This window comes from Novosphingobium sp. TK46, from assembly GCF_055361525.1.
The window spans coordinates 3,691,609-3,717,694 of record NZ_CM143963.1; the positions used below are offsets into that span (position 1 = coordinate 3,691,609).

Consider the following 26,086-nt stretch of genomic DNA (forward strand, 5'->3'; position numbering starts at 1 on the left):
CGTGACATGCGCCGGAACGATCACAGTGGTCAGCTCAGGCGGTCGCGAAAGTCTTCGTAGTCGAAGCGCCTGACGCATTCCAATGCATCGCTTTCGGAGTCCCAGAGCCAGATGGACGGCAACGGCACACCGTTGAACGTCGTCGTCTTCACCATCGAGTAATGCGCCTGATCGAGGAATGCGAAGCGACGTCCGGGCTCAGCCGGCACCGGTAGCGCGTAATCACCGATGACATCGCCCGCGAGACAAGAAGGGCCGCCAAGCCGGATGCGGCCATCGCCGCCCTCGCCCATGATGTCGTTCGCCGGCGAAGCGACCTCACCCAGCATTGCCGGGCGATACGGCGCCTCGATGACGTCGGGCATGTGGCACGTCGCCGAGATGTCGGTAATTGCGACCGGCATCCCGTTCCAACCGGTGTCGAGGATCGTGCCCACAAGAATGCCGGCATCGAGCGCGATCGCCTCTCCCGGTTCGATGTAGATCTGGGCACCGGTATCATCGGCGACATCGGACAGGAACTCGATCAGTTCCTCACGCTGATAATCAGCGCGAGTGACATGGTGCCCACCGCCCAGGTTCAACCATTTGAATTCCCCGAACCATGGTTCGAGAATGTCGAATGCCTTGTCCCACGTCCGAGCCAGCGGCGCGAAATCCTGCTCGCACAGCGTGTGCATGTGCATGCCATCGATCAGCGCGATGTGGTACTCGGTCAATTGGTCGATCGGGAAACCGAGGCGGGAATGCGGTGCGCAAGGATCGTAGCGCGGAACCTCACCTTCGGCATGAAGCGGGTTGATGCGCAAACCGATGTCGAAGGCGGTGCCACCGGCCCGCGCGTGCTCGATGATAGGCCATAACCGCTCGATCTGGCCTGGCGAGTTGAAGATGACGTGGTCGGACAGTCTCAGGATCTCCGGCAGATCCTCGGGCTTGTATGCGGCGCAATAAGTGGTGATCTCACCGTCGTAGAACTCCGAGGCGAGGCGCGCCTCCCATAACCCCGAGGTGCAGACGCCATCGAGGTACTCGCCGATGATCGGCGCCGTTGACCACATTGAGAACGCCTTGAGTGCGGCCAGCACCTTTGCGCCCGAACGCTCGCCGATGTCCTGCAGCACACGCAGGTTGGCACGCAGGCGCGCCGCATCGACGACGAACGCAGGGCTGTCCACACGCGAAAGGTCAAAACGGGCAAACGCGCCCGGATCTCCGGCTCTGGTTTCCATGGTGATTCCTCGTGGCGGTGTCGCCGATCAATCTATGCAGATGGTGTTGACGGCCTTGCCCTGGCTGATTTCCGAGTGGCATCCGAACAGCCGATCGTCCGCCTGACATTGACCCGAGACCGGCATCGTCGAAGACGCCTGCTCGCTGGAACCGATGCACTTGCCTTCGCACTGCGAACTGTCCGTGCATTGCTTGCCGGCGTCGGCGAACGGCCGCACGCAAAGCTCCGCGCCGATCCGTCCGCGTCGCTCGATCCGGCCGCCGGCTGACGTACAGGCCGAGCGATCGGCGAGGCTCATCTCGCGTGAGAACGACTGGCTCGGCTTCGGCGCAGGGGCATCCCGAGGAGCCTTGGCAGGAACGCACGCTGCAAGCGCGAGCGAGCCGGATATCGACATGATGACGGAGCGGTAGAGTCCGGTCATCAGAATGCCAGCGGAGCCGGAAGTTCCTCGACAGTCCATGGCAGACCTTGTGAGTTCAGCATGTCCATGAAGGGATCGGGATCGAGTTGTTCGATGTTGAACACGCCCTCTCCCGCCCAATCGCCAGTGAGCATCAACGCCGCTCCGATCATCGCCGGCACGCCTGTGGTGTAGCTAACCGCCTGGTTGCCAGTCTCGGCGTAGGCTTCTTCATGGTCGCAGATGTTCTTGATGTAGAACGTCTTCTCTCCGGGACCGTCCAGAGCCTCGCCAGTGGCGATATCGCCGATGTTGGTCTTGCCCTTGGTGGTCGGGCCAAGGCTGGCAGGTTCGGGAAGCACCGCCTTCAGAAATTGCAGGGGGATGATCTCGACTCCGTTGTAGGTGACCGGATCGATGCGCGTCATGCCGACGTTCTGCAAAACGGTGAGATGCTGGATATAGGCATCGCCGAAGGTCATCCAGAAGCGCGCACGCTCAAGTTCCGGTACGAACCTGGCAAGGCTTTCCAGCTCCTCGTGGTACATCATATACATGTTCTTGGAGCCGACGCCCTCGAAGTCGAAGCTCTGCTTCACGCCCATAGCCGGGGTTTCGACGAATTCGCCGTTCTCCCAATGACGCGCCGGCGCAGTCACTTCACGAATGTTTATCTCGGGATTGAAGTTGGTGGCGAAAGCCTGGCCGTGATCGCCACCATTGCAATCGAGAATATCAAGCAGTCGGATCGTCTTGAGCTTATGTTTCTTGAGCCACATTGCGAACACGCTCGTCACACCCGGATCGAAGCCTGAACCCAGCACCGCCATCAGGCCGGCATCGCGGAAGCGGTCCTGATAAGCCCACTGCCAGTGATATTCGAACTTGGCCTGATCACGCGGTTCGTAATTGGCGGTGTCGAGGTAGTGCGTTCCGGTCGCGAGGCACGCGTCCATGATCGCCAGATCCTGGTAAGGCAGCGCCAGGTTGACGACCAGCTTGGGCTTGATGCTTTCGATCAAAGCGCTGGTGGCGACGACGTCGTCGGCATCGATCGCATAAGTCGCGATGTCCACGCCAGTACGCTCCTTGACCGACCGGGCAATCGCTTCGCATTTGGATACGGTGCGGCTTGCCAGGTGGATGTCGCTGAAGATGGCGGGGTTCATCGCCATCTTGTGAACCGCGACCGAGCCGACACCGCCCGCGCCGATCACCAGAACCTTGCTCACTCGGCCGTCTCCTTCATGCACCGGGGCGTAGGAGCGCCCGCAAGAGGCCGCATATAAGCTGCGCATATGACAACACAACCACGGGCCACCGTCAGAACGGCGGATGCACTTGCCTAAGCGAGCCGATCCACCCTACCGCTGCGCCATGACCATAACCAGCCCACGTCTTCCTGATCGTGCCGGGGTGTTGCAGGCCGCGCGCAAGATGGCAGCGATCCTGCCGCCCACACCTTTGCTGGCTTTGGAGGTCCAGGGGCGTACGATCTGGTGCAAGGCCGAATCCCTGCAACCGGTCGGCGCCTTCAAGATCCGTGGGGCTTGGCACCGCATGACCGAGCTAGATGAAGACCAACGCCGGCGCGGCGTGGTGGGCGTGTCCAGCGGCAACCACGCGCAAGGCGTCGCGTGGGCGTCGCGACGGCTGGGTATCGCAGCCACCATCGTGATGCCGACGGACGCGCCGCGCGTAAAGCTCGAAGCGACCAGGGCGCTGGGCGCGCAAGTGGTGCTCTATGATCGGCCTGGCGGAGAGGATCGAGATCAAGTGGCCGCCGCTTTGGTAGCGGCCAGTGGCGCAACCCTGGTGCATGCCTTTGCCGATCCATGGGTCATCGAGGGCCAAGGCAGCACCGGTATCGAACTTATGGAACAGATGGAGGATCTTGCGGGTGGGCCGCCGCAAGCGCTGATCTGCCCTTGCGGCGGGGGTGGCCTGACCGCCGGTCTCACCCTCGCCTGCCCCGACGCGATGGTGGTGCCGGTCGAGCCTGAGGGATGGGACACCGTGGGGCTCAGTCTGTCAGCCGGTCGCGTCGTGGCAGTCGGCGCTAATCCTCCGGCCACCCCATGTGACTCGCTACAGCCGAACGCCACTCACGCCGTGAACCTTGGCGTGCTGGCAAACCGCGTCACGATCGTCGCGACCGTCACGCCGAAGGAAGTCCGCGCGGCGCAGCGTCTTGCGTTTACGCATCTGCAGTTGGTCGTCGAACCGGGCGGAGCAGCGGCGCTTGCCGCGGTGCTTGCCGGCAAGGTTGCGATAGCTGAGCGGACCGCCGTGATCCTTTCAGGCGGCAACACCGATCCCGCCGCTTTCGCGCAAGTGCTGCTAGGAACAGATTGATGGATTTCGACGATCAACTGCGGCGCTATTTCGGCACCGGCGATATGAACGCCATTACACCTGCGGCGCTGGAAGCCGGCATCGAGCGGATGGCGGTCGACTTCGGCCTTGAGAAGGATCGAGGCCGCCGTTTCGCGCTGTGGACACTCATGTATCTGCTCGGGGCGGCGCCAGACCTCGATGTCGCTTTCAAGACAGCCGAAGATCGCGATGCCGCGCGTGATTTCATGGACATGATGGATCGAGCGGGCGGCGATGCCTCAGCTTCGTAGGAACAGGCTCGCCAGTTCCACATGGGTCGACCACCGGAACTGACCTACCGGCCGTAGCTCCGCCAGGCGATAGCCGCCGGCGACCAGAACTGCAGCGTCGCGTGCCCAGCTCGATGGATTGCACGATATGTAAACCACGCGAGGCACCACGCTTTTGGCGAGCTGAACCACCTGCTCGTGCGCGCCAGCGCGTGGAGGATCGAGCAAAACGGCAGCGAAGCAATCGAGTTCGACCGTTTGAAACGGATTGCGGAACAGATCGCGATGAAGCGCGTGGACTGGAACCTGCGCGCGCCCCGCAGCCGCCTTGCAAGCGAAGTGCGCGTCGCGCGACGATTCGGCCGCAAGCACCTTGGTGCCGGGACCGGCGAGCGCGAAGGCGAACGTACCCAATCCGGAAAACAGGTCGGCGATCGTCACCGCTCCTGCCAACCACTCGCGTGCGGCGGCGATCAAGGTTGCCTCACCATCTTGCGTTGCTTGCATGAAGCCGCCCGAGGGAAACGGCACTTTGACCCCGCCCAGCAACACCGTAACCGGCTCGGGCTCCCACGATGGCTCGGGGCCATATCCCTGATCCACAGTGACACGGGCCAGCCCCTGCCGCGACGCGAAATCCAGCATCGCTTCGGTTGCAGCCAGGCCTTCGACTTTCAACCCCTTGAGGCCAAGATCGACGCCCTGTTCGGTCAGGGCCATTTCGACCTCGACCGCCAGCCTGCCTGGTTGCGCCGCAAGCATCCTGCGAAGCGGTGCGATCTGGTCGAACAATTCGGGAGCGAGGACATGGCATTCGTGCATGTCGACGATGCGGTGCGAACCGGCCTCGCGAAAGCCGATGACGATCTTGCCGCCAAGCCGCTGCGCGTGAAGCGCCGCCCGGCGCCGGCTTCTTGGCGGAGATAGATGCGCCGAAGCGATCGTCGCGGCTTCGAGGCCCTGCCCGCTCGCGGCATTGGCGACGCGCTCGAATACGAACTCGCCGAAGCTTTGTTCGTCGAGTTGCTGCAACTGGCATCCTCCGCATGTCCCGAAATGCCGGCATGGCGGAACCGCGTGATGCGGACCGTGTTCGAGCGATCCATCCGGGCGAACGTGATCGCCCGGTGCGCTGCCGGGAACGTGCTTCCCGCCAGCGGTCACCCCGTCGCCCTTGGCGCCAATGCGCAGGATCTCGTCGATTGCATTCACAAGCATGTCGCGATCGCCTCGGGGATGTGGCGGATAAGGTCATCAGCGGCAAACGACGGTCCCGCCAACCGGGCCGCTTCACCGTGGAGCCATACGGCTTCGCACGCCGCTTCGAACGCGTCACCGGCAGTCGCGAGGCGCGAGGCGCAAATCCCGGCGAGGACATCACCGGTTCCGGCAGTCGACAACCAGGTTGGCGCCGGCGGACAAACCACCACGCGCCCGTCAGGCGCAGCAATGACGGTGTCGGGCCCCTTGTAGACGATCACGGCGCCAGAGCGCTTCGCTGCCGCCCGAGCCCGATCGATCTTGCTGCCCGCAAGCTTGCCGAACAGTCCGACGAACTCGCCCTCATGCGGAGTCATGATCGCTGGCGTGGGCAGCGCATCCAATCCGAGCTTGCCAAACCACCACAATGCATCGGCATCAGCGACCGTCGGAACCCCAGCGTTCATCGCTTGGCCGAGAATGCCTCGGGAGTGATCTTGGCGCCCGAGGCCCGGGCCTATCAGAACGGCCTTCGCCTTGGTAAAGTCCGGCTCGCGCATCTGCACGATGGCATGGCTGGCGCTTGCGGGTTGCGCCGCGCTAAGGCGAACATAGCCGGCACCAGCCCGCGCGCAGCTTTCCGCCGCCATCGCCGCCGCACCCGGCATCTCACCGCCAACGACCATGACCAACCCGCGAAGGTACTTGTGCGCATCTGCCGGTGGCGCCGTCAGCGATGGTCTAACGAGCAGCCGGGCGGCGCCAGCTTGCGCGCAGATGCCGATGTCCAATAGGCGAAGCGCACCCATCCCGGCCGCCGCTGGCGCCAGGAAGTGCGCAAACTTCCACGCACCCAGCGCGATCGTCAGATCGTAGTTTGGCAGATGCGAAGACAGGATCGCCCCGCTATCCGCATCGACCCCGCTAGGAACATCGATGGCGACGCAAACGCGATGAGCGCGCGCCAGCGTGCTCAACAATGCCGCATGATCGTCGGACAAAACGCGCGAAAGGCCGCTGCCGAAGAGGCAGTCGACGAAAACCTCTCCCGAGGCACCGGCCGCATCAACCAGCACCTCGCCCGTGAACGACTGCCGGGCCGCGATCGCTGCCTGCGTGCGAGGCTCACCGGCTGCCACGACCCGGACATCGCTACCCCGATCGAACAGAGTTTGTGCGATCACGTATCCGTCGCCGCCATTGTTACCGGGGCCGCACAGCACCGTCACCCGCTGACGACCGGCAATCCGCCATATCCACTCTGCCGCGCCCTGCCCTGCCACGGCCATCAGCGCCGAGACGCTGCTGCCCGCCTCGATCAACGTGTCCTCGGCAGCGCGCATCTGCGCCACCGTGAGGATTTGATCAGGGGTTGGCATCGGCGACTGCGGACTTGACCTTGGCTGGAAAAACATAGCGATCTGCGCCGACGCTTACCGCCAGCTTGTCGCCCTCGATCACGGTCTTGGCTGGCTCGGCACCATCCGCCGCGACCAGACCGCGGCCATCCGTCACCACGGCAAAGCGGCGGAACGCTCCATCCGGATGGCGCACGACCAGCGTCAATTTACCATCCACTTTCAAACGATCGACCGAACAACTGTCCGAGAATGCGCTCGCGCCAGCAACCGCGCAGGAGATCCGCTCGCCACCCTCGGCCACCGTTGGCGTTTCGCTTTTCCCGGAAGAGCATGCGCCCAACACGATGATGGTTGCGCAGGCTAGGATCGTCCGCATCAGCCGCGCCGCAACTGCGTGACGTCGCGCACGGCGCCCCGGGCGGCGCTGGTCGTCATCGCGGCGTATGCCTGCAACGCCACCGACACCTTGCGCGGACGCGGGTGGACCGGCTGCCAGGCATGGGTTCCACGCGCCTCCATCTCGGCCCGTCGCTCGCGCATCACCTCGTCGGATATCGCAAGATGAATGGTGCGGTTGGGAATGTCGATCTCGACCGTGTCGCCGTTCTCGACCAGACCGATCGTGCCGCCCTCGGCAGCTTCGGGGGACACGTGCCCGATCGAAAGACCCGAGGTTCCACCCGAAAACCGTCCATCTGTGACCAGCGCGCATGCAGCGCCAAGGCCCTTCGATTTAATGTAGCTCGTCGGGTAAAGCATCTCCTGCATTCCAGGGCCGCCACGCGGTCCCTCATAACGGATCACGACCACGTCGCCGGCCTGTACCTGACCGCCAAGAATGCCGGCCACCGCAGCGTCCTGGCTTTCATAGACCCGCGCCGGGCCGGTGAACTTCAGGATCTTCTCGTCCACCCCAGCCGTCTTCACGATGCAGCCGTCGAGGGCGATGTTGCCCGAAAGCACGGCCAGACCGCCGTCCTGGCTGAAAGCATGTTCGGCCGAGCGGATGACGCCGCCCGCCCGATCGACGTCCAGCTCTTCCCAGCGGCGCGATTGGCTGAATGCGGTTTGCGTGGGCACACCGCCTGGCGCCGCTGCGTAGAACTCGCGGACATCGGCGGAAGGTTGAAGCGCGATATCCCAGCGTGCGATCGCGTCGCCGATGGTCCTGGCATGCACCGTGGGCAAATCGCGATTGATCAAACCGGCCCGATCGAGCTCGCCCAGCAGGGCCATAATCCCGCCAGCGCGGTGGACATCTTCCATGTGGACGTCCGACTTGGCCGGGGCGACCTTCGACAGGCATGGCACCTTGCGGCTGAGTCGATCGATGTCCGTCATGGTAAAAGCGATCCCCGCTTCGTGCGCGGCCGCCAGCAGATGAAGCACGGTATTGGTCGAGCCGCCCATCGCGATATCGAGGCTCATGGCATTCTCGAATGCACCGAAACTCGCGACATTGCGCGGCAGTATGCTTTCGTCATCCTGCTCGTAATAACGATGGCACAGGTCCACCGCGACGCGCCCGGCTTCGAGGAACAGCTTTTCGCGGTCGGCATGAGTCGCCAGCATTGAACCGTTGCCCGGCAGCGAGAGACCCAGGGCTTCGGTCAGGCAGTTCATCGAATTGGCGGTAAACATGCCCGAGCACGAGCCGCAGGTCGGGCAAGCCGACCGCTCGATCGCCTTTACGTCCTCGTCGGAATAGGACTCGTCGGCAGCGGCGACCATCGCATCGACCAGGTCGAGCGCGCGCGTCTTGCCATTCAGGACCACCTTGCCGGCCTCCATCGGACCACCGGAGACGAACACCGCCGGGATGTTCAACCGCAACGCGGCCATGAGCATGCCGGGCGTGATCTTGTCGCAGTTGGAGATGCAGACGATCGCGTCGGCGCAGTGCGCGTTGACCATGTATTCGACGCTGTCTGCAATCAGATCGCGGCTGGGCAGCGAATAGAGCATGCCGTCGTGGCCCATCGCGATGCCATCGTCGACCGCGATCGTGTTGAACTCCTTGGCGACACCACCCGAGGCTTCGATCTCGCGCGCGACGAGTTGCCCCAGATCCTTGAGATGCACGTGACCGGGAACGAACTGCGTGAAGGAATTGACGACCGCGATGATCGGCTTGCCGAAGTCGCTGTCCTTCATGCCGGTCGCCCGCCAGAGGCCCCGGGCGCCCGCCATATTGCGGCCGTGGGTGGTGGTACGCGAACGATAGGCAGGCATGGGGCGGCTCCAGGCAGCGGGTCAAGTGTCGTTCGCTCGGCCCTACTCCACCCGCAGGCACAGCCGAAGCATAAAATGGCCGACGACCGGCGTCTGTGGACTCAGGCCAGGCGCTGCAGCACCGCATCGATCACTCCGGCAAGGCGGGTTGCCCATAGCGCCTGGCCCTCCGCGTCGCCGATTTCGTCCTGCCGGATTTCGATGCCGAGATACGCTCTGCCTTGTGCCTCGGCGTGGCGGTTCATCGTCGCATTGAGGATCTTGCCCGAATACGGCTGCTGATCACCCACGGTCAGGCCTTCCGCCTCCAGTAGTGGTAGGGCGAGGCGAGCGGCGCGGTCATCATCGTTGTACAGCACTCCGACTTGCCAGGGTCGCTTCTGTTTTGGATCGCTCGTCAGGCATGGTGTGAAGCTATGCAGGGACAGGATCAACGCGGGTGGTACCGCAACGAGCAGATCGGCCAGCGCCGCATGATACGGTGTGAAGTACCGCTCTATCCGCGCGGCCCGATCCGATGCCGAAATCGCATTGGCTGGGATTGGATGGCCGTCGCTGATAGCGGGCACGATCCCGGCGGCATCAGGATCGCGATTGAAATCGCACACCAAGCGGCTGATGTCCGCGAGGAAGGCGGCTGTCCCCGGTTGGATCATCCGCTCGGCAACGCCCGCCACGCCGATATCGATGGCGATGTGCTGTGTCAGCAAGTCCGTTGCGATACCAAGCTCGATGTCGTCGGGCACGCGGTTGGAAGCATGATCGGCAACGATGAGGATCCCACCCGCCGCGTGAGCGCCCAACAGACGATACGGTGCGGCGACCTTGTCGTTCAACGCAGCGCTCCTGTCATCTGCCACCAGTCGGGCCGTGTCTGGGCAAGCGCACGTGCGGCGCGGTCGCGTTCTTCGTCGGCTTCGAACAGGGCAAAGCAGGTCGCCCCCGATCCCGACATGCGTGCAACTACCGGATCATGCCTTCGCAGATCTGCGAGCACATCGGCGATAACAGGGCAAAGCGTGATCGCCGGTTTTTCCAGATCGTTGCGTCCCTGGATAGCGATCGTGCGCACTGAACCGCCGGGCATCGGTCCTCGATCGACGCCATCCCAAGCCTGGAAAACAGGTCCGGTGGCCACCGGTACGCGCGGATTGATCAACAGGATCGGCGCACCCGCGAGGTCATTGGTTACCGCCTGCAACGCGGTGCCGGTGCCGGTGCCGATGCATGTGCGTGAAAGGACGCAAGCCGGCACGTCCGCACCCAGCTTTGCTGCGCGCCTTTCCCAATCGTCCGGCAACCCTTGCGAGCGCTCGACCATGCGGAAGATCGCACCTGCGTCGGCGGACCCCCCGCCCAGCCCGGCGGCGACGGGCAAGCGCTTTTCGAGCTGGACGGCCCAGCCTCCGCCATGGGGCAGAGTGCTGAGCGCTCTCGCGACGATGTTGCCAAATGGATCGAGCAGATCCCTGCCGAACTCACCCGAAGTCGTCAGGGAGTCCTCGGTGGCCGGGCTCGCCGTCAGGCGATCGCCATCGTCGACGAAGGCGAACATCGTCTCAAGCTCGTGATAGCCATCCTCGCGCCGTCGTCGAACATGCAGCGCGAGGTTGATCTTGGCATAGGCCGTCTCGGTCAGCATCTACGCATGCTGCCGGAATGCAGCCCTCTTTGCATCACATATTCGGATAATTTGGGCCACCGCCACCTTCCGGCGCGGTCCAAACGATCTGCTGCCCCGGATCTTTGACGTCGCAGGTCTTGCAGTGGACGCAATTTTGCGAGTTGATCTGGAACTTGACGCCACCCGTCGCCTCGTTGGGTACGTATTCGTAAACACCTGCCGGGCAGTACCGCGTCGAAGGTCCGCCATATACCGGCAGTTCCGTCGTCAGCGGGTAATCCGGGTCCTTGAGCACGAGGTGGACCGGCTGATCCTCCTCGTGGTTGGTGAACGAGTACGAAACGCTGGTGAGGCGATCGAAAGTCAGCACACCATCCGGCTTGGGGTACGCGATGGGCTTGAACAAATCCGCACGCTTGGTTGCCGATGCGTCGCTGTGATGCTTCATCACCGGGAACGCCGGGAGCTTGAGATACCGCAGCCACATGTCGACATCGGCAAGCGCCGACCCGAAAAGGTCGCCCGAGAACTTGGCCGTAAGTGGCTCTGCGTTCTGGACCAGCTTGAGCTCCTTGGCGATCCAGCTGTCGCGAACCGAGGAATCGTACTCGTCCAGACTGTCCTGTTCGCGGCCTGCCGCGACAGCGGCGGCAATCGCCTCTGCGGCCAGCATGCCGCTCTTCATTGCGGTATGGCTGCCCTTGATGCGTGGCACGTTCACGAAGCCGGCCGAACATCCCGCTAGCACGCCGCCCGGAAAAGCCAGCTTGGGCACCGATTGCCAGCCACCCTCGTTGATGACCCTGGCTCCGTATGCAACGCGCTTGCCGCCTTCCAGCAGTTCGGCGATCGCCGGATGCTGCTTCCAGCGCTGGAACTCCTCGAAGGGATAGACGTAGGGGTTCGCGTAATCGAGCGCCGTCACCAGGCCGAGCGCGACCTGGTTGTTGGCCTGATGGTACAGAAACGCACCACCCCAGGTGTCGCTTTCTGATAAGGGCCAGCCCTGCGTGTGGAGGACGCGACCCGGCACATGCTTGGCCGGGTCGATATCCCACAATTCCTTGATGCCCAGACCATAGATCTGCGGCTGGCAATCGGCTTCGAGATTATACTGCGCTTTCAGCCGCTTGGTCAGGTGACCGCGAGCACCTTCGCAAAAGACGGTGTATTTGCCGAGCAGTTCCATGCCGGGCTCGAAGTCCGATTTCTCGCTGCCGTCACGGGCGATGCCCATGACGCCTGCTACGACGCCACGAACCGCGCCATTCTCATCGAAGAGGACTTCCGACGCCGAGAAGCCGGGGAAAATCTCGACCTCAAGCGCTTCGGCCTGCTCGGCCAGCCACCGGCATAGATTGCCCAGCGAGCCAGTGTAGCAGCCATGATTCGACATGAACGGAGGCATGAAGACGTGCGGGATCGGCAGCTTGCCTGTCTTAGTCAGATACCAATGCCAGTTATCGGTCACCGGCACATCCGCGAGCGAGCAGCCGTCTTCGCGCCACGTCGGCAACAACTCGTCCAGCGCACGCGGATCGACAACCGCGCCCGACAGGATATGCGCGCCAATTTCGGAGCCCTTTTCGAGCACGACGACGCTGAGATCGGGATTGACCTGTTTCAGCCGGATCGCAGTGGACAGCCCGGCGGGGCCACCGCCGACTATGACGACGTCATACGGCATCGATTCGCGTTCACTCATGGCCTTATCGGTCCCCGCAGCTGCAATTCAATCGCGCGATTAACTTGTCAAACGCCTTGATTGGTGGAGTGCGGCAGGTCAAGACCTGAGGCATGCAGATCGGAACAAATCCGGATTATCATGATGCCCTTGCGGCCGTCCTCAGCTGGTGGAAGGACGCTGGAGTCGATAGCGCGTTCGAAGACGAGCCGCGATCCTGGCTTCCGCCGATCATAGCGCAAACGGCTCCCGGCGCTCCGCCCCTGCCAGGCATGGCGGTCTCGGGCGGGCGGGAGGTACCGGTCGAACCGGTGGCGGAACCGCCGCCGCTGCCAGACAACCTCGAAGCCTTTCAGTCGTGGTGGCTGAGCGAACCTGCCTTGCACGAAGGGCGCACCGCGAGCCGCGTGCCCCCTTGGGGTGTTGCTAATCCGGAACTGATGATAGTCGTTACCATGCCGGAAAGTGCGGATCGTGATCAGTTGATGTCCGGCGCGGAAGGCAAGCTGATCGACGCCTTCCTACCGCTGGCTGGGCTCAGTCGGGACCAGATCTACATTGCCAGCGCTTTGCCCTGTCACTCCCCCGCAGCGGATTTGACGCCAGAAGCCAATGGTCTGCTCGGTCAAGCACTGCGTCGCCATGTAACTTTAGTGGAACCAAAACGCCTTTTGGTCGTAGGTTTCAACATCTTGCCGCTTCTGGAACACGGCCTGGCTCAAGGCCCTGCAGTTTCATCCAGATTTAACCATGAGGGTGCGACGGTTTCCATGCTCGCTGTGCGCAGAGTTCCGGCAATGGCTTCGCAACCTCGCTGGAAATGCATTCTGTGGCAGGCGTGGCTCGACTGGTTGGAGTGATCCGCGGGTGATCGCGCCGCTGGACACGAAACGAATTTGGGATCGGGGTAAGGCCTTGAAGACTGCCGCCAAGCTTGGATTGCTCACCGCAATGGGCGCGCTCTCGCTCGCCTCTAACGCGGCCATGGCCAACAGTGCGGCGGTGGACTACTTCCGCACGCGGGCCGATCGCACCGCCGTACCATCACTGCTCAGCAGCGACGAACGCGACTACTATCGGCAGCTGTTCGGCGCGATCGACGGCAAGGACTGGAACAAGGTACAGCAGCTTTTCGCCGTCAAGCCGGATGGTCCCCTGCACCAGCAGGCCCGCGCTGAATACTTCCTGGCTTCAGGCTCTCCCAAGATCCAGGTTTCGGACTTGCAGGCCTGGCTGGCCCAAGGAACGAACCTGCCGGACGCGGACCAGATCAGCCGTCTGGCAGCAAAGCGCGGCGCAACCGGGCTGCCAGGCGTACCGGGGGAGCAGCAATTCGCGCGCTTGCCGTCGATGTCGAAGCGGATCAAGCCGACGTCCATCTCGGATGGAACGATGCCCGGTGCCATCTCCTCCGGCATTCTCGAGCGGATCAAAGCAGACGATCCGATGGGCGCCCGCGTCCTGCTCGATGGGATCGACGCTTCGCTAAGCCCCTCGATGCGGGCGGAGTGGCGCCAACGCATTGCGTGGAGTTTCTATATCGAGAACCAGGATACCCAGGCGTACGAAATGGCGCAGCTTGGCGCGCAGGGTCAGGGTCCTTGGGTCGGCGAATCCTGGTGGACCGCGGGCCTCGCCGCATTTCGCCTGGGTGACTGCGATGGCGCCGCCGAGGCCTTCAAGAATACCACCGGACGGTCGGAGAATGCCGAGCTTACTTCCGCCGGCTATTACTGGCAAAGTCGCGCGCTTGTTCGGTGTCGTAAGCCCGAGCAGGCGGCAATCGCCCTGCGCAAGGCAGCAGCTCGCGACGAGACGCTCTATGGCATGTTGGCCGCCGAACAGCTTGGTCTGCGCCTGCCCGAGCAACATGCCGCCGCTGATTTCACGCAGAACGATTGGCAAAAACTGCGCAGCGAGGACAATGTGCGCGTAGCAGTGGCCTTAACCGAAATCGGCGAGGATAGCCTGGCGGACGAAGTCCTGCGGCATCAGGCTCGTATCGGCAGTCCAGGCGAATTCGAACCCCTCACCCGCCTGGCACGTGACCTGGGGCTTCCCAAGACGCAGCTGTGGATGGCGTACAATGCGCCGTATGGTGGAAAGCCCGCCCCCGCGACCCGCTTCCCCACGCCGAAGTGGTTGCCGGTCGGTGGCTGGCAAGTCGATCCTGCCCTGGTCTATGCCCATGTCCTTCAGGAATCGGTTTTTCAGGCTGGAGCGGTCAGCCCCGCCGGCGCGCGCGGCCTGATGCAGATCATGCCGTCTGCTGCGCAGGATCATAAAGGAAGCCTGGGATTTTCGGGCTCGGCCAGCGACCTCAACAAGCCCGAGGTGAATCTGGCATTCGGGCAGCGGCATTTGCAGATGCTGAAAAGCGCCGGCGCCACGCAGGGGTTGCTGCCAAAGGTCATGGCCTCGTACAATTGCGGTCTGGTTCCGCTCGGCCGTTGGAACAGCGAAGTGCGCGATCAGGGCGATCCGCTGTTGTGGATGGAATCGCTGCCGTATTGGGAAACACGCGGCTATGTGAACATCGTCATGCGCAACTACTGGATGTATGAACGGCAAGCGGGTGGCGCTTCGGAAAGCCGGGAAGCACTGGCGCAAGGGATGTGGCCCACGTTCCCGGGACTGGGCAGCGCCAAGGGTGTGCGGCTGGCGACGAACGGGGCCGTGCTGCGTGCCCGTTGATACGACACGTACGTTCAAGCCGATCCAGATTGGACTGCTCACCGTATCGGATACGCGCGGCCCGGAAGACGACACCTCGGGCGATATACTGGCTCTGCGCATCGCAGATGCCGGCCACGCGTTGACTGTCCGGACAATCGTCAAGGATGACGTACCGACTCTGGTATCGCTGCTCGAGACCTGGATCGATGACAGTTCCGTTGATGCAATCATCATCACCGGAGGCACCGGCTTGACCGGCCGCGACGTCACTCCCGAGGCGCTCGATCGGGTGAAGGAGAAGGACATACCGGGATTCGGCGAACTGTTCCGCTGGATTAGCTACAAGACGATTGGCACCTCGACAGTTCAATCCCGCGCCTGCGCGGTGCTATCGCGCGGGACGTACATCTTCGCCCTGCCCGGCTCGAATGGCGCGGTGAAGGATGGTTGGGATGGGATTCTTGCGGAACAACTCGACAGCCGCAACCGCCCCTGCAACTTCGTCGAGTTGATGCCGCGCCTGCGGGAAGTCTGACGTGAAGCGCGGCCCTACTGCGTTTAGATCAGGACACAATCTGAACACCTTGCGGTATGGTTCCCTTTATGTTCTACTTTGGGCATGTCGGGCGAATTCTCCATCAAAGGTCGTGGTGCCCAATCCAGGAAACCCTCTCATCGCTTCAATCTGGCGGAGCGAAATGACGATGGCGACTGGCTGGACGCGCATGACCTCGTTGATGGACCTGTCGATAAGCTGAGGACAACTGTCACCGAGGAACATCCAAAGACGATCCTCACCTTCAACACATCGCCCGACATCCCCTTCGATCGTTCGATAAACGCGTATCGTGGCTGCGAGCATGGGTGCATCTACTGTTTCGCAAGGCCGACCCACGCGTTCCACGATCTCTCACCGGGCTTGGATTTCGAGACCAAGCTATTCGCAAAACCCGGCGCGGCCCGCCTGCTTCGGGAGACTTTGGCCAAGCCCGGATACCGGGTTGCTCCAATTGCCATGGGCACCAATACCGATCCTTACCAGCCCATCGAAGCGCGCTACCGGATCACCCGGGCGATCCTGGAACTTTGCCTGGAGACGCGGCACCCCGTCACAATCACCACGAAGTCCGATCGTGTCCTGCGCGACCTGGATTTGATTGCTGAACTTGCCTTGCACGATCTTGTCTCGGTGGGGGTGTCGGTCACCAGCATGGATGCACGCTTGTCGGGCCTGCTCGAACCTCGCGCGGCCTCACCCGCAAAGCGCCTTGACGCGCTTGGCACCCTCGTCGCCAATCAAGTCCCATGTCATATCTCGATATCACCCGTCATACCCTCGATCACGGACAGCTACATCGAGGAGATCCTAACGCAGGCGGCGCTGCGTGGGGTTCGCGAGGCCAGCTGGATCATCGTACGACTCCCTCACGAAGTCGCGCCCCTCTTTCGGGAGTGGCTGCAGATGCACTTCCCCGACCGGGCGGGCAAAGTCATGGCGACAATTCAATCCATCCGGGGTGGCCGCGACAACGAGACACAGTTCGGCAGGAGAATGAAGCCGGTCGGGGTGTGGGCCGACCTGTTCAAAAGCCGATTTGCAATCGCCATGCGCCGTCATGGCATGACCCGCCCGAAAGTGCGGCTAGAGAGCTCACGTTTTCGGCGTCCGGCTGCCGATGGCCAGCTCTCCTTGCTTTGACGCTTCCAAGACAACTTGTTAGCAAATGAGGCGTTAGGGCGCTCAATATACATCAAGAGGAGGATCGTATGGTCGAGGAACGCATCACCACCGTCGAGGGTACCGCCGCACCGACGACGCACACGACCATCATCCACGAAACGCAGCCGGAGCGACGTAGTGGGAGCGGCATCGGCATGCTGTTTGGCGTCGTCCTAGTAATCGCAGCGATCGCCGGAATTTATATCTACAGCCAAGGCGCGGCCAGCGAGTCCGCTAAGGACAATGCCATTGCCGGTGCAGCAAGTAGCGTCGGCGATGCAGCCAAGAAGGTTGGAAACGCGGCGGAAACCGCTGCCGACAAGGTAGGCGAAAAGTAGGTCGGACGGATGAGCGGCGGTTCATCAAGGGTGATCCGCCGCTCCCTCAACGCACCGCTATGCTGCCATGCGGAGCTTCCGTGGCGCCAAAGACTCGACCGTTACGCCATCGATCTGGGTAAGTTGCTCGGCAAAATCGCCATCAAGCGCGAAATCTCGGCCTAGGCGGACGCTCTGGATGCGGCCATCTTCAAGATGCAGGCGAGCCACCACCTCTCCAGTCCCCTTCGCGCCTGGTCGCATCAATAATGCAAGTTCTTGGATCGCCTCGATCCGCTCGATGTCGATTGTCATCACCATGCGAGCATCGGTGGTTACTTCCGCGAGCGGTTTGGCGCCGCGGACTGTTACGCGCGGCGGTTCGTCCGCGCTGGGGCTATCGAGTTCGACGTTGAGCAAGACGCAGGTGCCTTCTTTCGCCCAGCGCACGAAACTGTCAACCAGGCTCTCTTCGAAGCACGATGCGCTGAACTGCCCCGATTGATCGGAGAAGTCCGCCAGCACGAAGTCGTTGCCCTTGCGCGTCTTTCGTTTGGTCACACTCTCCACAAGGACAGCCATGACAGCGCCAGCACGGCCACTTGCCCCGCCAGCAAGCAGGCTGGCATGGGTCCGCGCACCATTGCCGATCGCTGCCAAGCGCCACTGCTCTACCGGGTGCGCCGCGAAGTAGAAGCCGAAGTTCTCCCGCTCTTTGGCCATCTGGTCCATGCGGGTCCATGGCGCACAGTCGATCAGGCGCAAGCCCTGCTCTTCGTGATCGTCGCCGCCAAACAGTGCCTGTTGACTGCTGGTTCGCTCGCGCGAGGCGCGATCAGCCTCTGCCAGCAAGGTATCCGCACTGGCGAGCACCTTGGCGCGGTTCGGCTCCAAAGCGTCGAAAGCTCCCGATGCTGCAAGGCTTTCAAGCTGGCGGCGGTTCATCGATCCTGTCGGCGCGCGCCGGAAAACATCGTCCAGTGAAACGAATGGACCGTTGGCCTCCCGCTCGGCGACGATCGCGTCCATCGCCTTTTCGCCTACGTTGCGGATCCCGGCCAGTGCGTAGCGCACCGCGTGACTGTCATGGGTTTCCTCGACCGTGAACTCTGCCTCGGAACGGTTGATGTCCGGTGCCGCAAGTTGCACCCCGCTGCGCCGCATATCATCGACGAAGATCGCCAATTTCTCGGACTGGTGCATGTCGAAGCACATCGACGCCGCATAGAACTCATGGGGATAATGCGCCTTGAGCCAGGCCGTATGATAGGCGAGCAAGGCATAGGCTGCGGCATGCGACTTGTTGAAACCATAGCCGGCAAACTTGTCGATCAGGTCGAACAACTCGTTGGCCTTGGGCGCGGGGATGTCGGAATGGATCTTGCAGCCATCGACAAAACGCTGGCGTTGCGCGTCCATTTCCGCCTGGACCTTCTTGCCCATAGCGCGGCGCAGCAAGTCTGCATCACCCAGCGAGTAGCCCGCCAGAATCTGCGCGGCCTGCATCACCTGCTCCTGATAGACGAAGATGCCGTACGTCTCGCCCAGGATCACCGACAGCTTGTCGTGCGGATATTCGATCGTTTCCAAGCCGTTCTTGCGGCGTCCGAACAGTGGGATGTTGTCCATCGGCCCGGGTCGATAGAGCGAGACGAGCGCGATGATATCACCGAAATTCGTCGGCTTCACGGCCGCCAGCGTGCGGCGCATGCCTTCCGATTCAAGCTGAAACACGCCCACTGTGTCGCCGCGTTTCAGCAGATCATAGACAAGGCTGTCGTCCCACGGCAGCGTCGACAGATCGATCCTGATACCACGGCGTTCCAGCAGATCCGTCGCCTTGCGCAGGACCGACAGGGTCTTGAGGCCGAGGAAGTCGAACTTGACCAGTCCGGAATCCTCGACAAACTTCATGTCGAACTGCGTCACGGGCATGTCCGACCGCGGATCGCGATAGAGCGGCACGAGCTGTGCCAGCGGTCGGTCGCCGATCACGACGCCAGCGGCATGGGTCGATGAGTTACGCGGCAAACCTTCGAGTTGGCGGGCCAGATCGATCAGCCGCTTGACCTCGTTGTCGTTGTCGTACTCCCGGCGAAAGTCGACTGCCCCGTTGATCGCCCGGTCTAGCGTCCAGGGGTCGGTCGGATGGTTGGGCACCATCTTGCAAAGGGAATCTACCCGGCCGTAGCTCATTTGCAGAATTCGGCCGCAATCGCGCAGCACAGCGCGCGCCTTCATCTTGCCGAAGGTGATGATCTGGGCAACGTGATCATGCCCGTATTTCGATTGTACGTAGCGGATCACCTCGCCACGGCGCGTTTCGCAGAAGTCGATGTCGAAGTCAGGCATCGATACGCGCTCGGGATTGAGGAACCGCTCGAACAACAGGCCAAGGCGCAACGGGTCGAGGTCAGTGATGGTGAGCGCCCAGGCGACGACCGATCCGGCGCCCGAGCCACGACCTGGCCCGACCGGAATCCCGTTGTCCTTCGCCCACTTGATAAAATCGGCGACGATCAGGAAGTAGCCTGGAAAGCCCATGCGGATAATGATCGACGTCTCGAAATCGAGGCGATCGGCATAGACGAGGAACTCTTCGGCCACGCCACTGGGTGACAATCTAGCCTCCCACGCCGCCTTGCGCTCGCCTTCACCGAGCGCAAGCACCGCATCGAGATCCTCTATGGTGGTTTCAGGCCAGTATGGCGCCAACCGACGCGCCAGCCCCATCCGCGCATCTCGCGCGAGCATACGCTCTTCGCCTTCCTTGTCACCGGCGAGGCTGGGGAGGATCGGCTTGCGCTTGGGCGGGGAAAAGGCGCACCGTTGCGCCACGACCAGCGTATTGGCGATTGCCTCGGGAAGATCGGCGAACGCCTCGATCATCATTTCCGCCGGCTTGACCCAGCGCTCCTTGGAGGACCGCGGTCGATCCGCCGCATCGATGTGGCTCGAATTGGCGATGCAAAGCAGGGCGTCGTGCGCAGGATGAAAATGCTTTTCCGCGAACTGTGCGGGGTTGGTCGCCACCAACGGCAGATCGCGCGCGTAGGCCAACTCGATCAGAGCATCTTCGCTCGCATCCTCGACAGCATCACCGCTGCGCGCGAGTTCGATGTAAAGGCGATCCTCGAACAGCGATTGCAGCCGATCGCAATACGCCTCCGCCAAGCCATGCCGGCCATCCGCTGCTAGCCGGGCCAAGGCTCCCTCACCTGCGCCAGTGAGGCATATCAATCCATCACAATGGCCCTCCAGATCGGCGATTTGCACATGAGGATCGCGCTCAAGCGGCCGGTCCAGATGCGCACGGCTAACCAGATGACACAGGTTGTTCCATCCGGCATTGTTCTGCACATAAAGGCCGAGCCAATCGATGGGCGCATCGGTTGCATCGTCTCGCGAGACTGCCAGGAACGTGCCGATGATCGGCTGCACTCCCGCCCCACGGCAGGCCCCGGCATATGCCGAAGAACCGTAAAGACCATTGCGATCGCATATCGCCGCAGCCGGAAAATTTCGCTCCTTCGCCAGCTTGGCCATCGCCTTTGGGTCAATCGCCCCATCCAGCATGGTGTAGCTTGAGAAGATCCGGAGAGGTACGAACTTGGCGAAGGACATCATCTTGTTCTGGCGCTTGCACGACCCGCGATCAAGGGTAGCCGGGACAAAGCGGGGGACATGCAGGTGCCACCGGCAGATCGCTAAAGCTGTGCCTCGATACCACGTGCGAGACGTGCGGGCGTCATGGCCGGTGCATACCTACGTACGACCTGACCGTTCCGACCAAGCAGGAATTTGGTGAAATTCCATTTAATTCCCGTCGAACCTAGCAGGCCGGGAGCTTCTGACTTGAGCCAGCTGAAAAGAGGCGACGCGGTCGGCCCGTTGACGTCGACTTTCGCCATCAACGGGAAACTCAGTCCGAAGTGAATATCGCAAAACGTGGCGATTTCGCGATCGCCGGCAGGTTCCTGATTGCCGAACTGGTTGCAGGGAAACGCCAGTATCTCAAAGCCGCGCGCGCGAAATCGCTGCCACAGCGCCTCAAGCCCAGCGTACTGCGGTGTCAGCCCGCATTTGCTGGCTGTGTTAACGACCAACAGCACCTTTCCCTGTTTGGTGGCGAGAGACAGAGGTGCGCCATCGCCGGCAGTCACTTCGAAATCAGCAACACTCGTCACATCATAAACCTGGCCGATGGTAAGTCGCGACGCCTTCAAGCTTCCAGGAGAACCGGTACCTTCGCTTCGATGGTGCACCAAGTTGCTCTCCAGTCTTCGACGGCATCCTATCGATGCCGCCGCACCAAGTTCATTGTGCGCGTGCGGGGAAATCCGCGCGACGCGACAAGCGACGGATCTCACCGATGCGCAGTTGGTGATCGCCTTCCTTCTGGATCGCGTAGTCACCTTGCTGTTCATCAGGCATGGAGAGTACGAACGATATGAGCTCTGCAAGGGTTCCCCGGCGGATCGTCTTGAAACGGTGGAACAGCCCGCCGCCATCCTCGCATTTGTGGAGTTCCGCCGCATCGTTCCAGCCAGAACTGCCGGGATGAGAAGACTCACCATCAATCGTGGTGGGGGTATCGCTCATCGCCGTCTCCTCGAACTCTCTATGGCCGGACGGCCGATTTGGACCTTGTAGCACCGCATATCAACGCGGCACCTCAACTAAGAAGCCTTCCTGGAGCCGCACCACACGATCCATCGCTGCGGCGAGGCGCTCGTTATGCGTGGCCACGAGCGCTGCTGAGCCTTCTCCGCGCACAAGCTCAAGGAATTGCCCGAGCACGCGATTGGCGGTGGACTCGTCGAGGTTGCCGGTCGGTTCGTCGGCGAGCACCAGCTGGGGCTTGTTGGCAAGCGCTCGCGCGACGGCAACTCGCTGCTGTTCACCGCCCGAAAGCTGGCTGGGCCTATGCGTAAGGCGGTTGCCAAGACCCAGAGCGGTCAACAGCTCGCTTGCGCGTGCCTGTGCCGCCACGGCGGTCCTGTTCGCGACCAGCTGAGGCAGTACCACGTTCTCGATCGCGGAAAAATCAGGAAGCAGGTGATGGAACTGGTACACGAATCCGATGTGATCGCGACGCACCGCCGCACGCTGGTCGCGTCCCAGGCTGGAAGCGTCGATGCCGGCGATCCCGATCTTGCCGCCGAAACCACCTTCCAGGAGGCCGATAGCCTGGAGCATCGTCGACTTGCCCGATCCTGATGGCCCGAGCAGAGCGACGATTTCACCGGCATGGATGCGCAAGTCAGCTCCGCGCAACACGTCGATGCGCACGCCCCCTTGTTCGAAGCTGCGGGTCAGTTTGTCGAGAACGACGACCGGCTCATTCATATCGCAGCACCTGCACGGGATCGGTTCCGGCTGCGCGGGATGCGGGATAGAGCGTAGCAAGGAAGCTCAGCACCAGTGACAGCACGCAGATCACGGTCACCTCGACTGGATCGGTACGGCTGGGCAGCTCGGTCAAGAAGCGGATCGAGGGATCCCAAAGATTCTGGCCCGTCAGGATCTCGACGCCGTGAACGATTGGCTGGCGGAAGAACAGGAAAACGAAACCCAGCAACACCCCGGCAAGCGTGCCCATTGCCCCGATCAGGAAGCCGGCCGTCACGAAGATCTTCATCAGCGATCGACGCGTGGCGCCCATGGTGCGCAGTATCGCAATGTCCCGGGTTTTCGCGCGCACCAGCATTATCAGCGATGACAGGATGTTGAACACCGCCACCAGAACGATGATCGAGAGGACGACGAACATCGCCACGCGTTCGACCGCCAGCGCTTCGAACAACGAGGCATTGATCGTCTTCCAGTCCTTCACCACCGCCACGCCGGCCAGCTGTCGGGTCAACGGTCCCATGATCTCGCCGACTCGGTCGGGATCGTTGGTGGTCACCTCGATCATGCCGATCGTGTCACCGGTCAGCAGCAGGGTCTGGGCATCGGCGACCGGCATCACCACGAACGCCTGGTCGTAATCGTAAACTCCGATCTCGAAGATGGCGGCGACCTGGTAGCCTATCTGCCGTGGAACCGTGCCAAAAGGCGTCGACCGCCCCTGCGGGTTGATGATCGTGATCGTGTCGCCGACTTGTGCGCCCAGGCTTTCTGCCAGACGCGAGCCGATGGCAACCTGATCGGCCCCTGCCTTGAGCGGCGCGAGACTGCCGGCCTTGAGCTGAGGTTTGATCCTCGCAATATCTTCGGCGGTATTGCCGCGCACAAGGATCGCCTCCACCCGGCCATTGAAGGTCGCTAGCAGCGGTTGCTCGATCAAGGGGGATGCACGGGTTACGCCCGGCGTCTTACGAACATCCTGGAGGACCGACTGCCAATTATCCAGCCTACCACCATAGGCCTGAACGATGGCATGGCCGTTCAGCCCCACGATCTTGTCGAACAACTCGGCACGAAATCCGTTCATGACGCTCATCACGATGACGAGTGCCGCGACGCCCAGCATGACGGCGACCAGGCTGATTCCGGCAACGAGCGCGATGAACGCCTCGCCCCTGCCAGGAAGCATATACCGCTTGGCGATCATCCATTCGAACGGGGAAAGCAGCAAGCGTCGGATCCAACATGCAAGGCAAAATGCAGGGGGCGAATAGGAGGTCGGCGCCCCGCTGGCAAGTGACCGCCCTTAGCCGGGGAGTGGGTGCCTAACCGCAAATCTCCGGTTATGTTCCTGCTTTCTACCGCCGTTCAAACCCGTGCTGCGGTGAAACCCTGCCGCGCCCCTTGCAATTGCCGGCCAATTCCATCACATGGCCGCCATTCAGACGCGCCACGCAGGCCGGATACCTCATGAACTTTACTCACCCCTTCCGTGACCCAGACGGGGACAAGCTGCGCGAAGAGTGCGGCGTGTTCGGCGTCATCGGCGCGCGCGATGCCGTGAACATCGCCGCTCTTGGCCTCCATGCGCTTCAGCATCGCGGACAAGAGGCCGTTGGCATTACCACCTATGATGGTCGCGAATTCTACTCGCATAAGGGCCTCGGCCATGTCGCTCAGGTATTTGCGGACAAAACAATTTCAGAGACGCTTCCGGGTGAGATGGCATCCGGCCATGTGCGCTATTCCACGACGGGTGGATCCGGACTGCGCAATGTGCAGCCTCTTTTCGCCGATCTATCATCGGGCGGTTTTTCGATTGCCCACAATGGCAATATCTCGAACGCCAGTCACCTCAAGCGGGAATTGGTACGGCGGGGCGCCATCTTCCAATCAACTTCGGATACCGAAGTCATCATCCATCTGGTGGCGACGAGCCGGTATCCCACGCTTATCGACCGCTTCGTCGATGCGCTGAGAATGGTCGAAGGAGCCTTTTCGCTCATCTGCATGACCGATCAGGGCATGATAGCGTGCCGGGATCCGCTTGGTATTCGACCGCTCGTCATGGGGCGATTGGGCGAAGCGACGGTGTTTGCCAGCGAAACGGTCGCGCTCGATGTGATCGGGGCCGAGTTCGTGCGCTCAATCGAACCGGGCGAGCTTGTCCAGGTCGATCACAAGGGCACGATTTCAAGCCACCGCCCCTTCGGCAATCCCGATCCGCGCCCGTGCATCTTCGAACACGTCTATTTCAGCCGCCCCGATTCGGTAATGGACGGACGATCTGTTTACGCCGTGCGCAAACAGATCGGCGTCGAGCTCGCAAAAGAATCGCCCGCGGATGCCGACATCGTCATCCCGGTGCCCGATAGCGGTGTTCCTGCCGCAATCGGGTATGCGCATGAGTCAGGCATTCCCTTCGAGTTGGGCATCATCCGCTCGCATTATGTCGGACGTACCTTCATCCAGCCATCGGAAGGTGCGCGACACGCGGACGTGAAGCGCAAGCACAATGCCAATCGTGCCATCATCGAAGGCAAGCGGGTCATCCTGATCGACGACTCGATCGTTCGCGGAACCACTTCGATGAAGATCGTCGAGATGATGCGTGATGCCGGTGCGGCCGAAGTGCACATGCGGATCGCCAGCCCACCGACCGGCCACTCCTGCTTCTACGGTGTCGACACGCCTGAGCGCTCGAAGCTGCTTGCGGCCAACATGGACACCGCTGCTATGGCTGCCTTCATCAAGGCCGACAGTCTGGCGTTCGTAACGATCGATGGTCTTTATCGGGCGGTCGGCGCCGCAGGTCGCAACAATTCGTGTCCGCAGTTCTGCGATGCTTGCTTTACCGGTGAGTATCCTACCTCGCTTACGGACCTTGCCGAGCGTGAATCGCCTGACCTGCTGACCTTGCCGGTCAACAAGGTCGCGTGAGTTCCTTGCTGTTCGAAGGTCAGGTCGCGCTGGTTACCGGCGCGAGCAAGGGCATCGGTGCTGCCACCGCGATAGCGCTGGCGGCCCAGGGTGCTCATGTCGTGTTGACGGCGCGAGATACCAAAGGGCTGGAGGCCGTAGAGCAAGCCATCTACGAAGCCGGCGGATCGGCTACGATCGCCCCGGTTGATCTGGCCGAGCCGGATGGTATCGCTCGCCTTGCCACGGCTGTGTCTCAGCGTTGGAACAAGCTGGACATTCTGATCATCAATGCCGCGCTGCTTCCGGAATTGTCGTCGGTTTCGGACATAGATCAGAAGGCCTGGAACAAGGCGATGACCGTCAATGTCCTCGCAACGCAGGCGCTGATCGCCAACTTCGATCGCCTTCTTCGCGCCAGTGCCGATGGGCGGATCATCGGTTTGACCAGCAGCGTGGCGCGTAAGCCGCGCGCTTTCTGGGCTGCTTATGCGTCCAGCAAGGCGGCATTCGAGGTTCTCCTCGGTTGTCATGCCCAAGAGCTGGCGAACATCTCGAAGGTACGCGTTGCCATCGTCAATCCAGGGGCCACTCGCACGGACATGCGCGCGCGGGCGTATCCGGGTGAAGACCCTGCGTCAGTCAAGCCGCCAGAGGTCGTGGCGAGCCGTATTGTGTCGCTTTTAACGGAGCCCTTCGTGACGGGTCATAGGGATGATAACGTCGCGCCGCGTTAACTCCGCGGTAACGCATTCCTG

At 62.1% G+C, this 26,086-nt stretch carries 24 protein-coding genes; 9 read left to right on the forward strand and 15 right to left on the reverse strand.

Annotated features, from left to right (window positions below; genetic code table 11):
* Positions 1–29: 29 nt before the first annotated feature.
* Genes ACXJ1Z_RS17615 through ACXJ1Z_RS17625 form a run of 3 tightly spaced genes read right to left on the reverse strand, consistent with a single transcriptional unit; the run spans position 30 to position 2,869 of the window.
* Positions 30–1,232 carry a carboxynorspermidine decarboxylase gene (locus ACXJ1Z_RS17615; protein ID WP_463778451.1) on the reverse strand — a complete coding sequence of 401 codons (1,203 nt, stop codon included), beginning with the start codon at positions 1,230–1,232 and terminating at the stop codon, positions 30–32.
* Positions 1,233–1,259: 27 nt separating this feature from the next.
* On the reverse strand, positions 1,260–1,658 hold the full coding sequence (locus tag ACXJ1Z_RS17620) for a hypothetical protein (RefSeq protein ID WP_463778453.1): 399 nt from the start codon (positions 1,656–1,658) through the stop codon (positions 1,260–1,262).
* On the reverse strand, positions 1,658–2,869 hold the full coding sequence (locus ACXJ1Z_RS17625; protein ID WP_463778455.1) for a saccharopine dehydrogenase family protein: 1,212 nt from the start codon (positions 2,867–2,869) through the stop codon (positions 1,658–1,660). The genes ACXJ1Z_RS17620 and ACXJ1Z_RS17625 overlap by 1 nt, the downstream gene beginning before the upstream one ends.
* Positions 2,870–3,014: 145 nt before the next feature.
* On the opposite strand from ACXJ1Z_RS17625, the gene ACXJ1Z_RS17630 reads away from it, so the two are divergent.
* Entirely contained in the window at positions 3,015–3,992 is a 978-nt protein-coding gene (locus tag ACXJ1Z_RS17630; protein WP_463778456.1) for a threonine ammonia-lyase, read from the forward strand.
* Positions 3,992–4,264 carry a hypothetical protein gene (locus tag ACXJ1Z_RS17635; protein WP_463778457.1) on the forward strand — a complete coding sequence of 91 codons (273 nt, stop codon included), beginning with the start codon at positions 3,992–3,994 and terminating at the stop codon, positions 4,262–4,264. Before ACXJ1Z_RS17630 ends, ACXJ1Z_RS17635 begins: the two co-directional genes overlap by 1 nt.
* Here the strand turns inward: ACXJ1Z_RS17635 and ACXJ1Z_RS17640 are convergent.
* The 7 genes from ACXJ1Z_RS17640 to ACXJ1Z_RS17670 all read right to left on the reverse strand — a co-directional run bounded on the left by ACXJ1Z_RS17640 (position 4,253) and on the right by ACXJ1Z_RS17670 (position 12,365).
* Complete coding sequence (locus ACXJ1Z_RS17640) at positions 4,253–5,461, reverse strand: class I SAM-dependent RNA methyltransferase (RefSeq protein ID WP_463778459.1); 1,209 nt, start codon at positions 5,459–5,461, stop codon at positions 4,253–4,255. The genes ACXJ1Z_RS17635 and ACXJ1Z_RS17640 overlap by 12 nt on opposite strands.
* Entirely contained in the window at positions 5,452–6,822 is a 1,371-nt protein-coding gene (locus ACXJ1Z_RS17645) for an NAD(P)H-hydrate dehydratase (protein WP_463778460.1), read from the reverse strand. Before ACXJ1Z_RS17645 ends, ACXJ1Z_RS17640 begins: the two co-directional genes overlap by 10 nt.
* Entirely contained in the window at positions 6,809–7,180 is a 372-nt protein-coding gene (locus tag ACXJ1Z_RS17650) for a hypothetical protein (protein ID WP_463778462.1), read from the reverse strand. Before ACXJ1Z_RS17650 ends, ACXJ1Z_RS17645 begins: the two co-directional genes overlap by 14 nt.
* Positions 7,180–9,036 carry a dihydroxy-acid dehydratase gene (ilvD, locus tag ACXJ1Z_RS17655; RefSeq protein WP_463778463.1) on the reverse strand — a complete coding sequence of 619 codons (1,857 nt, stop codon included), beginning with the start codon at positions 9,034–9,036 and terminating at the stop codon, positions 7,180–7,182. The genes ACXJ1Z_RS17650 and ilvD overlap by 1 nt, the downstream gene beginning before the upstream one ends.
* Positions 9,037–9,137: 101 nt before the next feature.
* On the reverse strand, positions 9,138–9,872 hold the full coding sequence (locus ACXJ1Z_RS17660; protein WP_463778464.1) for an N-formylglutamate amidohydrolase: 735 nt from the start codon (positions 9,870–9,872) through the stop codon (positions 9,138–9,140).
* Positions 9,869–10,678 carry a 4-(cytidine 5'-diphospho)-2-C-methyl-D-erythritol kinase gene (locus ACXJ1Z_RS17665; RefSeq protein ID WP_463778466.1) on the reverse strand — a complete coding sequence of 270 codons (810 nt, stop codon included), beginning with the start codon at positions 10,676–10,678 and terminating at the stop codon, positions 9,869–9,871. Before ACXJ1Z_RS17665 ends, ACXJ1Z_RS17660 begins: the two co-directional genes overlap by 4 nt.
* A gap of 34 nt (positions 10,679–10,712) precedes the next feature.
* Entirely contained in the window at positions 10,713–12,365 is a 1,653-nt protein-coding gene (locus ACXJ1Z_RS17670) for an electron transfer flavoprotein-ubiquinone oxidoreductase (RefSeq protein ID WP_463778468.1), read from the reverse strand.
* A 251-nt stretch (positions 12,366–12,616) separates the two neighbouring features.
* On the opposite strand from ACXJ1Z_RS17670, the gene ACXJ1Z_RS17675 reads away from it, so the two are divergent.
* The 5 genes from ACXJ1Z_RS17675 to ACXJ1Z_RS17695 all read left to right on the forward strand — a co-directional run bounded on the left by ACXJ1Z_RS17675 (position 12,617) and on the right by ACXJ1Z_RS17695 (position 17,078).
* Complete coding sequence (locus ACXJ1Z_RS17675; RefSeq protein WP_463778469.1) at positions 12,617–13,204, forward strand: uracil-DNA glycosylase family protein; 588 nt, start codon at positions 12,617–12,619, stop codon at positions 13,202–13,204.
* Between the two features lie 91 nt (positions 13,205–13,295).
* A complete protein-coding gene (locus tag ACXJ1Z_RS17680) occupies positions 13,296–15,038 on the forward strand; it encodes a lytic transglycosylase domain-containing protein (protein ID WP_463781288.1) in 1,743 nt (580 codons plus the stop codon).
* Positions 15,028–15,555: a molybdenum cofactor biosynthesis protein B gene (moaB, locus tag ACXJ1Z_RS17685; RefSeq protein ID WP_463778471.1), complete on the forward strand. Its 528-nt coding sequence runs from the start codon at positions 15,028–15,030 to the stop codon at positions 15,553–15,555. Before ACXJ1Z_RS17680 ends, moaB begins: the two co-directional genes overlap by 11 nt.
* A gap of 84 nt (positions 15,556–15,639) precedes the next feature.
* A complete protein-coding gene (locus ACXJ1Z_RS17690; protein ID WP_463778472.1) occupies positions 15,640–16,719 on the forward strand; it encodes a PA0069 family radical SAM protein in 1,080 nt (359 codons plus the stop codon).
* Positions 16,720–16,787: 68 nt separating this feature from the next.
* On the forward strand, positions 16,788–17,078 hold the full coding sequence (locus ACXJ1Z_RS17695; RefSeq protein WP_463778474.1) for a hypothetical protein: 291 nt from the start codon (positions 16,788–16,790) through the stop codon (positions 17,076–17,078).
* A gap of 57 nt (positions 17,079–17,135) precedes the next feature.
* Here ACXJ1Z_RS17695 and dnaE read toward each other — a convergent pair whose 3' ends face one another.
* The 5 genes from dnaE to ACXJ1Z_RS17720 form a co-directional block, all read right to left on the reverse strand.
* Positions 17,136–20,681: a DNA polymerase III subunit alpha gene (gene dnaE / locus ACXJ1Z_RS17700; protein WP_463781289.1), complete on the reverse strand. Its 3,546-nt coding sequence runs from the start codon at positions 20,679–20,681 to the stop codon at positions 17,136–17,138.
* A gap of 83 nt (positions 20,682–20,764) precedes the next feature.
* Positions 20,765–21,283 carry a glutathione peroxidase gene (locus ACXJ1Z_RS17705; protein ID WP_463778475.1) on the reverse strand — a complete coding sequence of 173 codons (519 nt, stop codon included), beginning with the start codon at positions 21,281–21,283 and terminating at the stop codon, positions 20,765–20,767.
* Between the two features lie 91 nt (positions 21,284–21,374).
* Complete coding sequence (locus tag ACXJ1Z_RS17710; RefSeq protein ID WP_463778476.1) at positions 21,375–21,659, reverse strand: hypothetical protein; 285 nt, start codon at positions 21,657–21,659, stop codon at positions 21,375–21,377.
* 60 nt (positions 21,660–21,719) lie between these two features.
* Positions 21,720–22,406, reverse strand: a complete 687-nt coding sequence (locus tag ACXJ1Z_RS17715) for an ABC transporter ATP-binding protein (RefSeq protein ID WP_463778478.1) — start codon at positions 22,404–22,406, stop codon at positions 21,720–21,722.
* On the reverse strand, positions 22,399–23,640 hold the full coding sequence (locus tag ACXJ1Z_RS17720) for a lipoprotein-releasing ABC transporter permease subunit (protein WP_463778479.1): 1,242 nt from the start codon (positions 23,638–23,640) through the stop codon (positions 22,399–22,401). Before ACXJ1Z_RS17720 ends, ACXJ1Z_RS17715 begins: the two co-directional genes overlap by 8 nt.
* Before the next feature lie 239 nt (positions 23,641–23,879).
* Between ACXJ1Z_RS17720 and purF the strand changes: the two genes are divergently transcribed.
* Together purF and ACXJ1Z_RS17730 are read left to right on the forward strand one after the other, a co-directional pair.
* Entirely contained in the window at positions 23,880–25,349 is a 1,470-nt protein-coding gene (gene purF / locus ACXJ1Z_RS17725) for an amidophosphoribosyltransferase (RefSeq protein ID WP_463778480.1), read from the forward strand.
* On the forward strand, positions 25,346–26,065 hold the full coding sequence (locus ACXJ1Z_RS17730; protein ID WP_463778481.1) for an SDR family NAD(P)-dependent oxidoreductase: 720 nt from the start codon (positions 25,346–25,348) through the stop codon (positions 26,063–26,065). Before purF ends, ACXJ1Z_RS17730 begins: the two co-directional genes overlap by 4 nt.
* Positions 26,066–26,086: the final 21 nt, after the last annotated feature.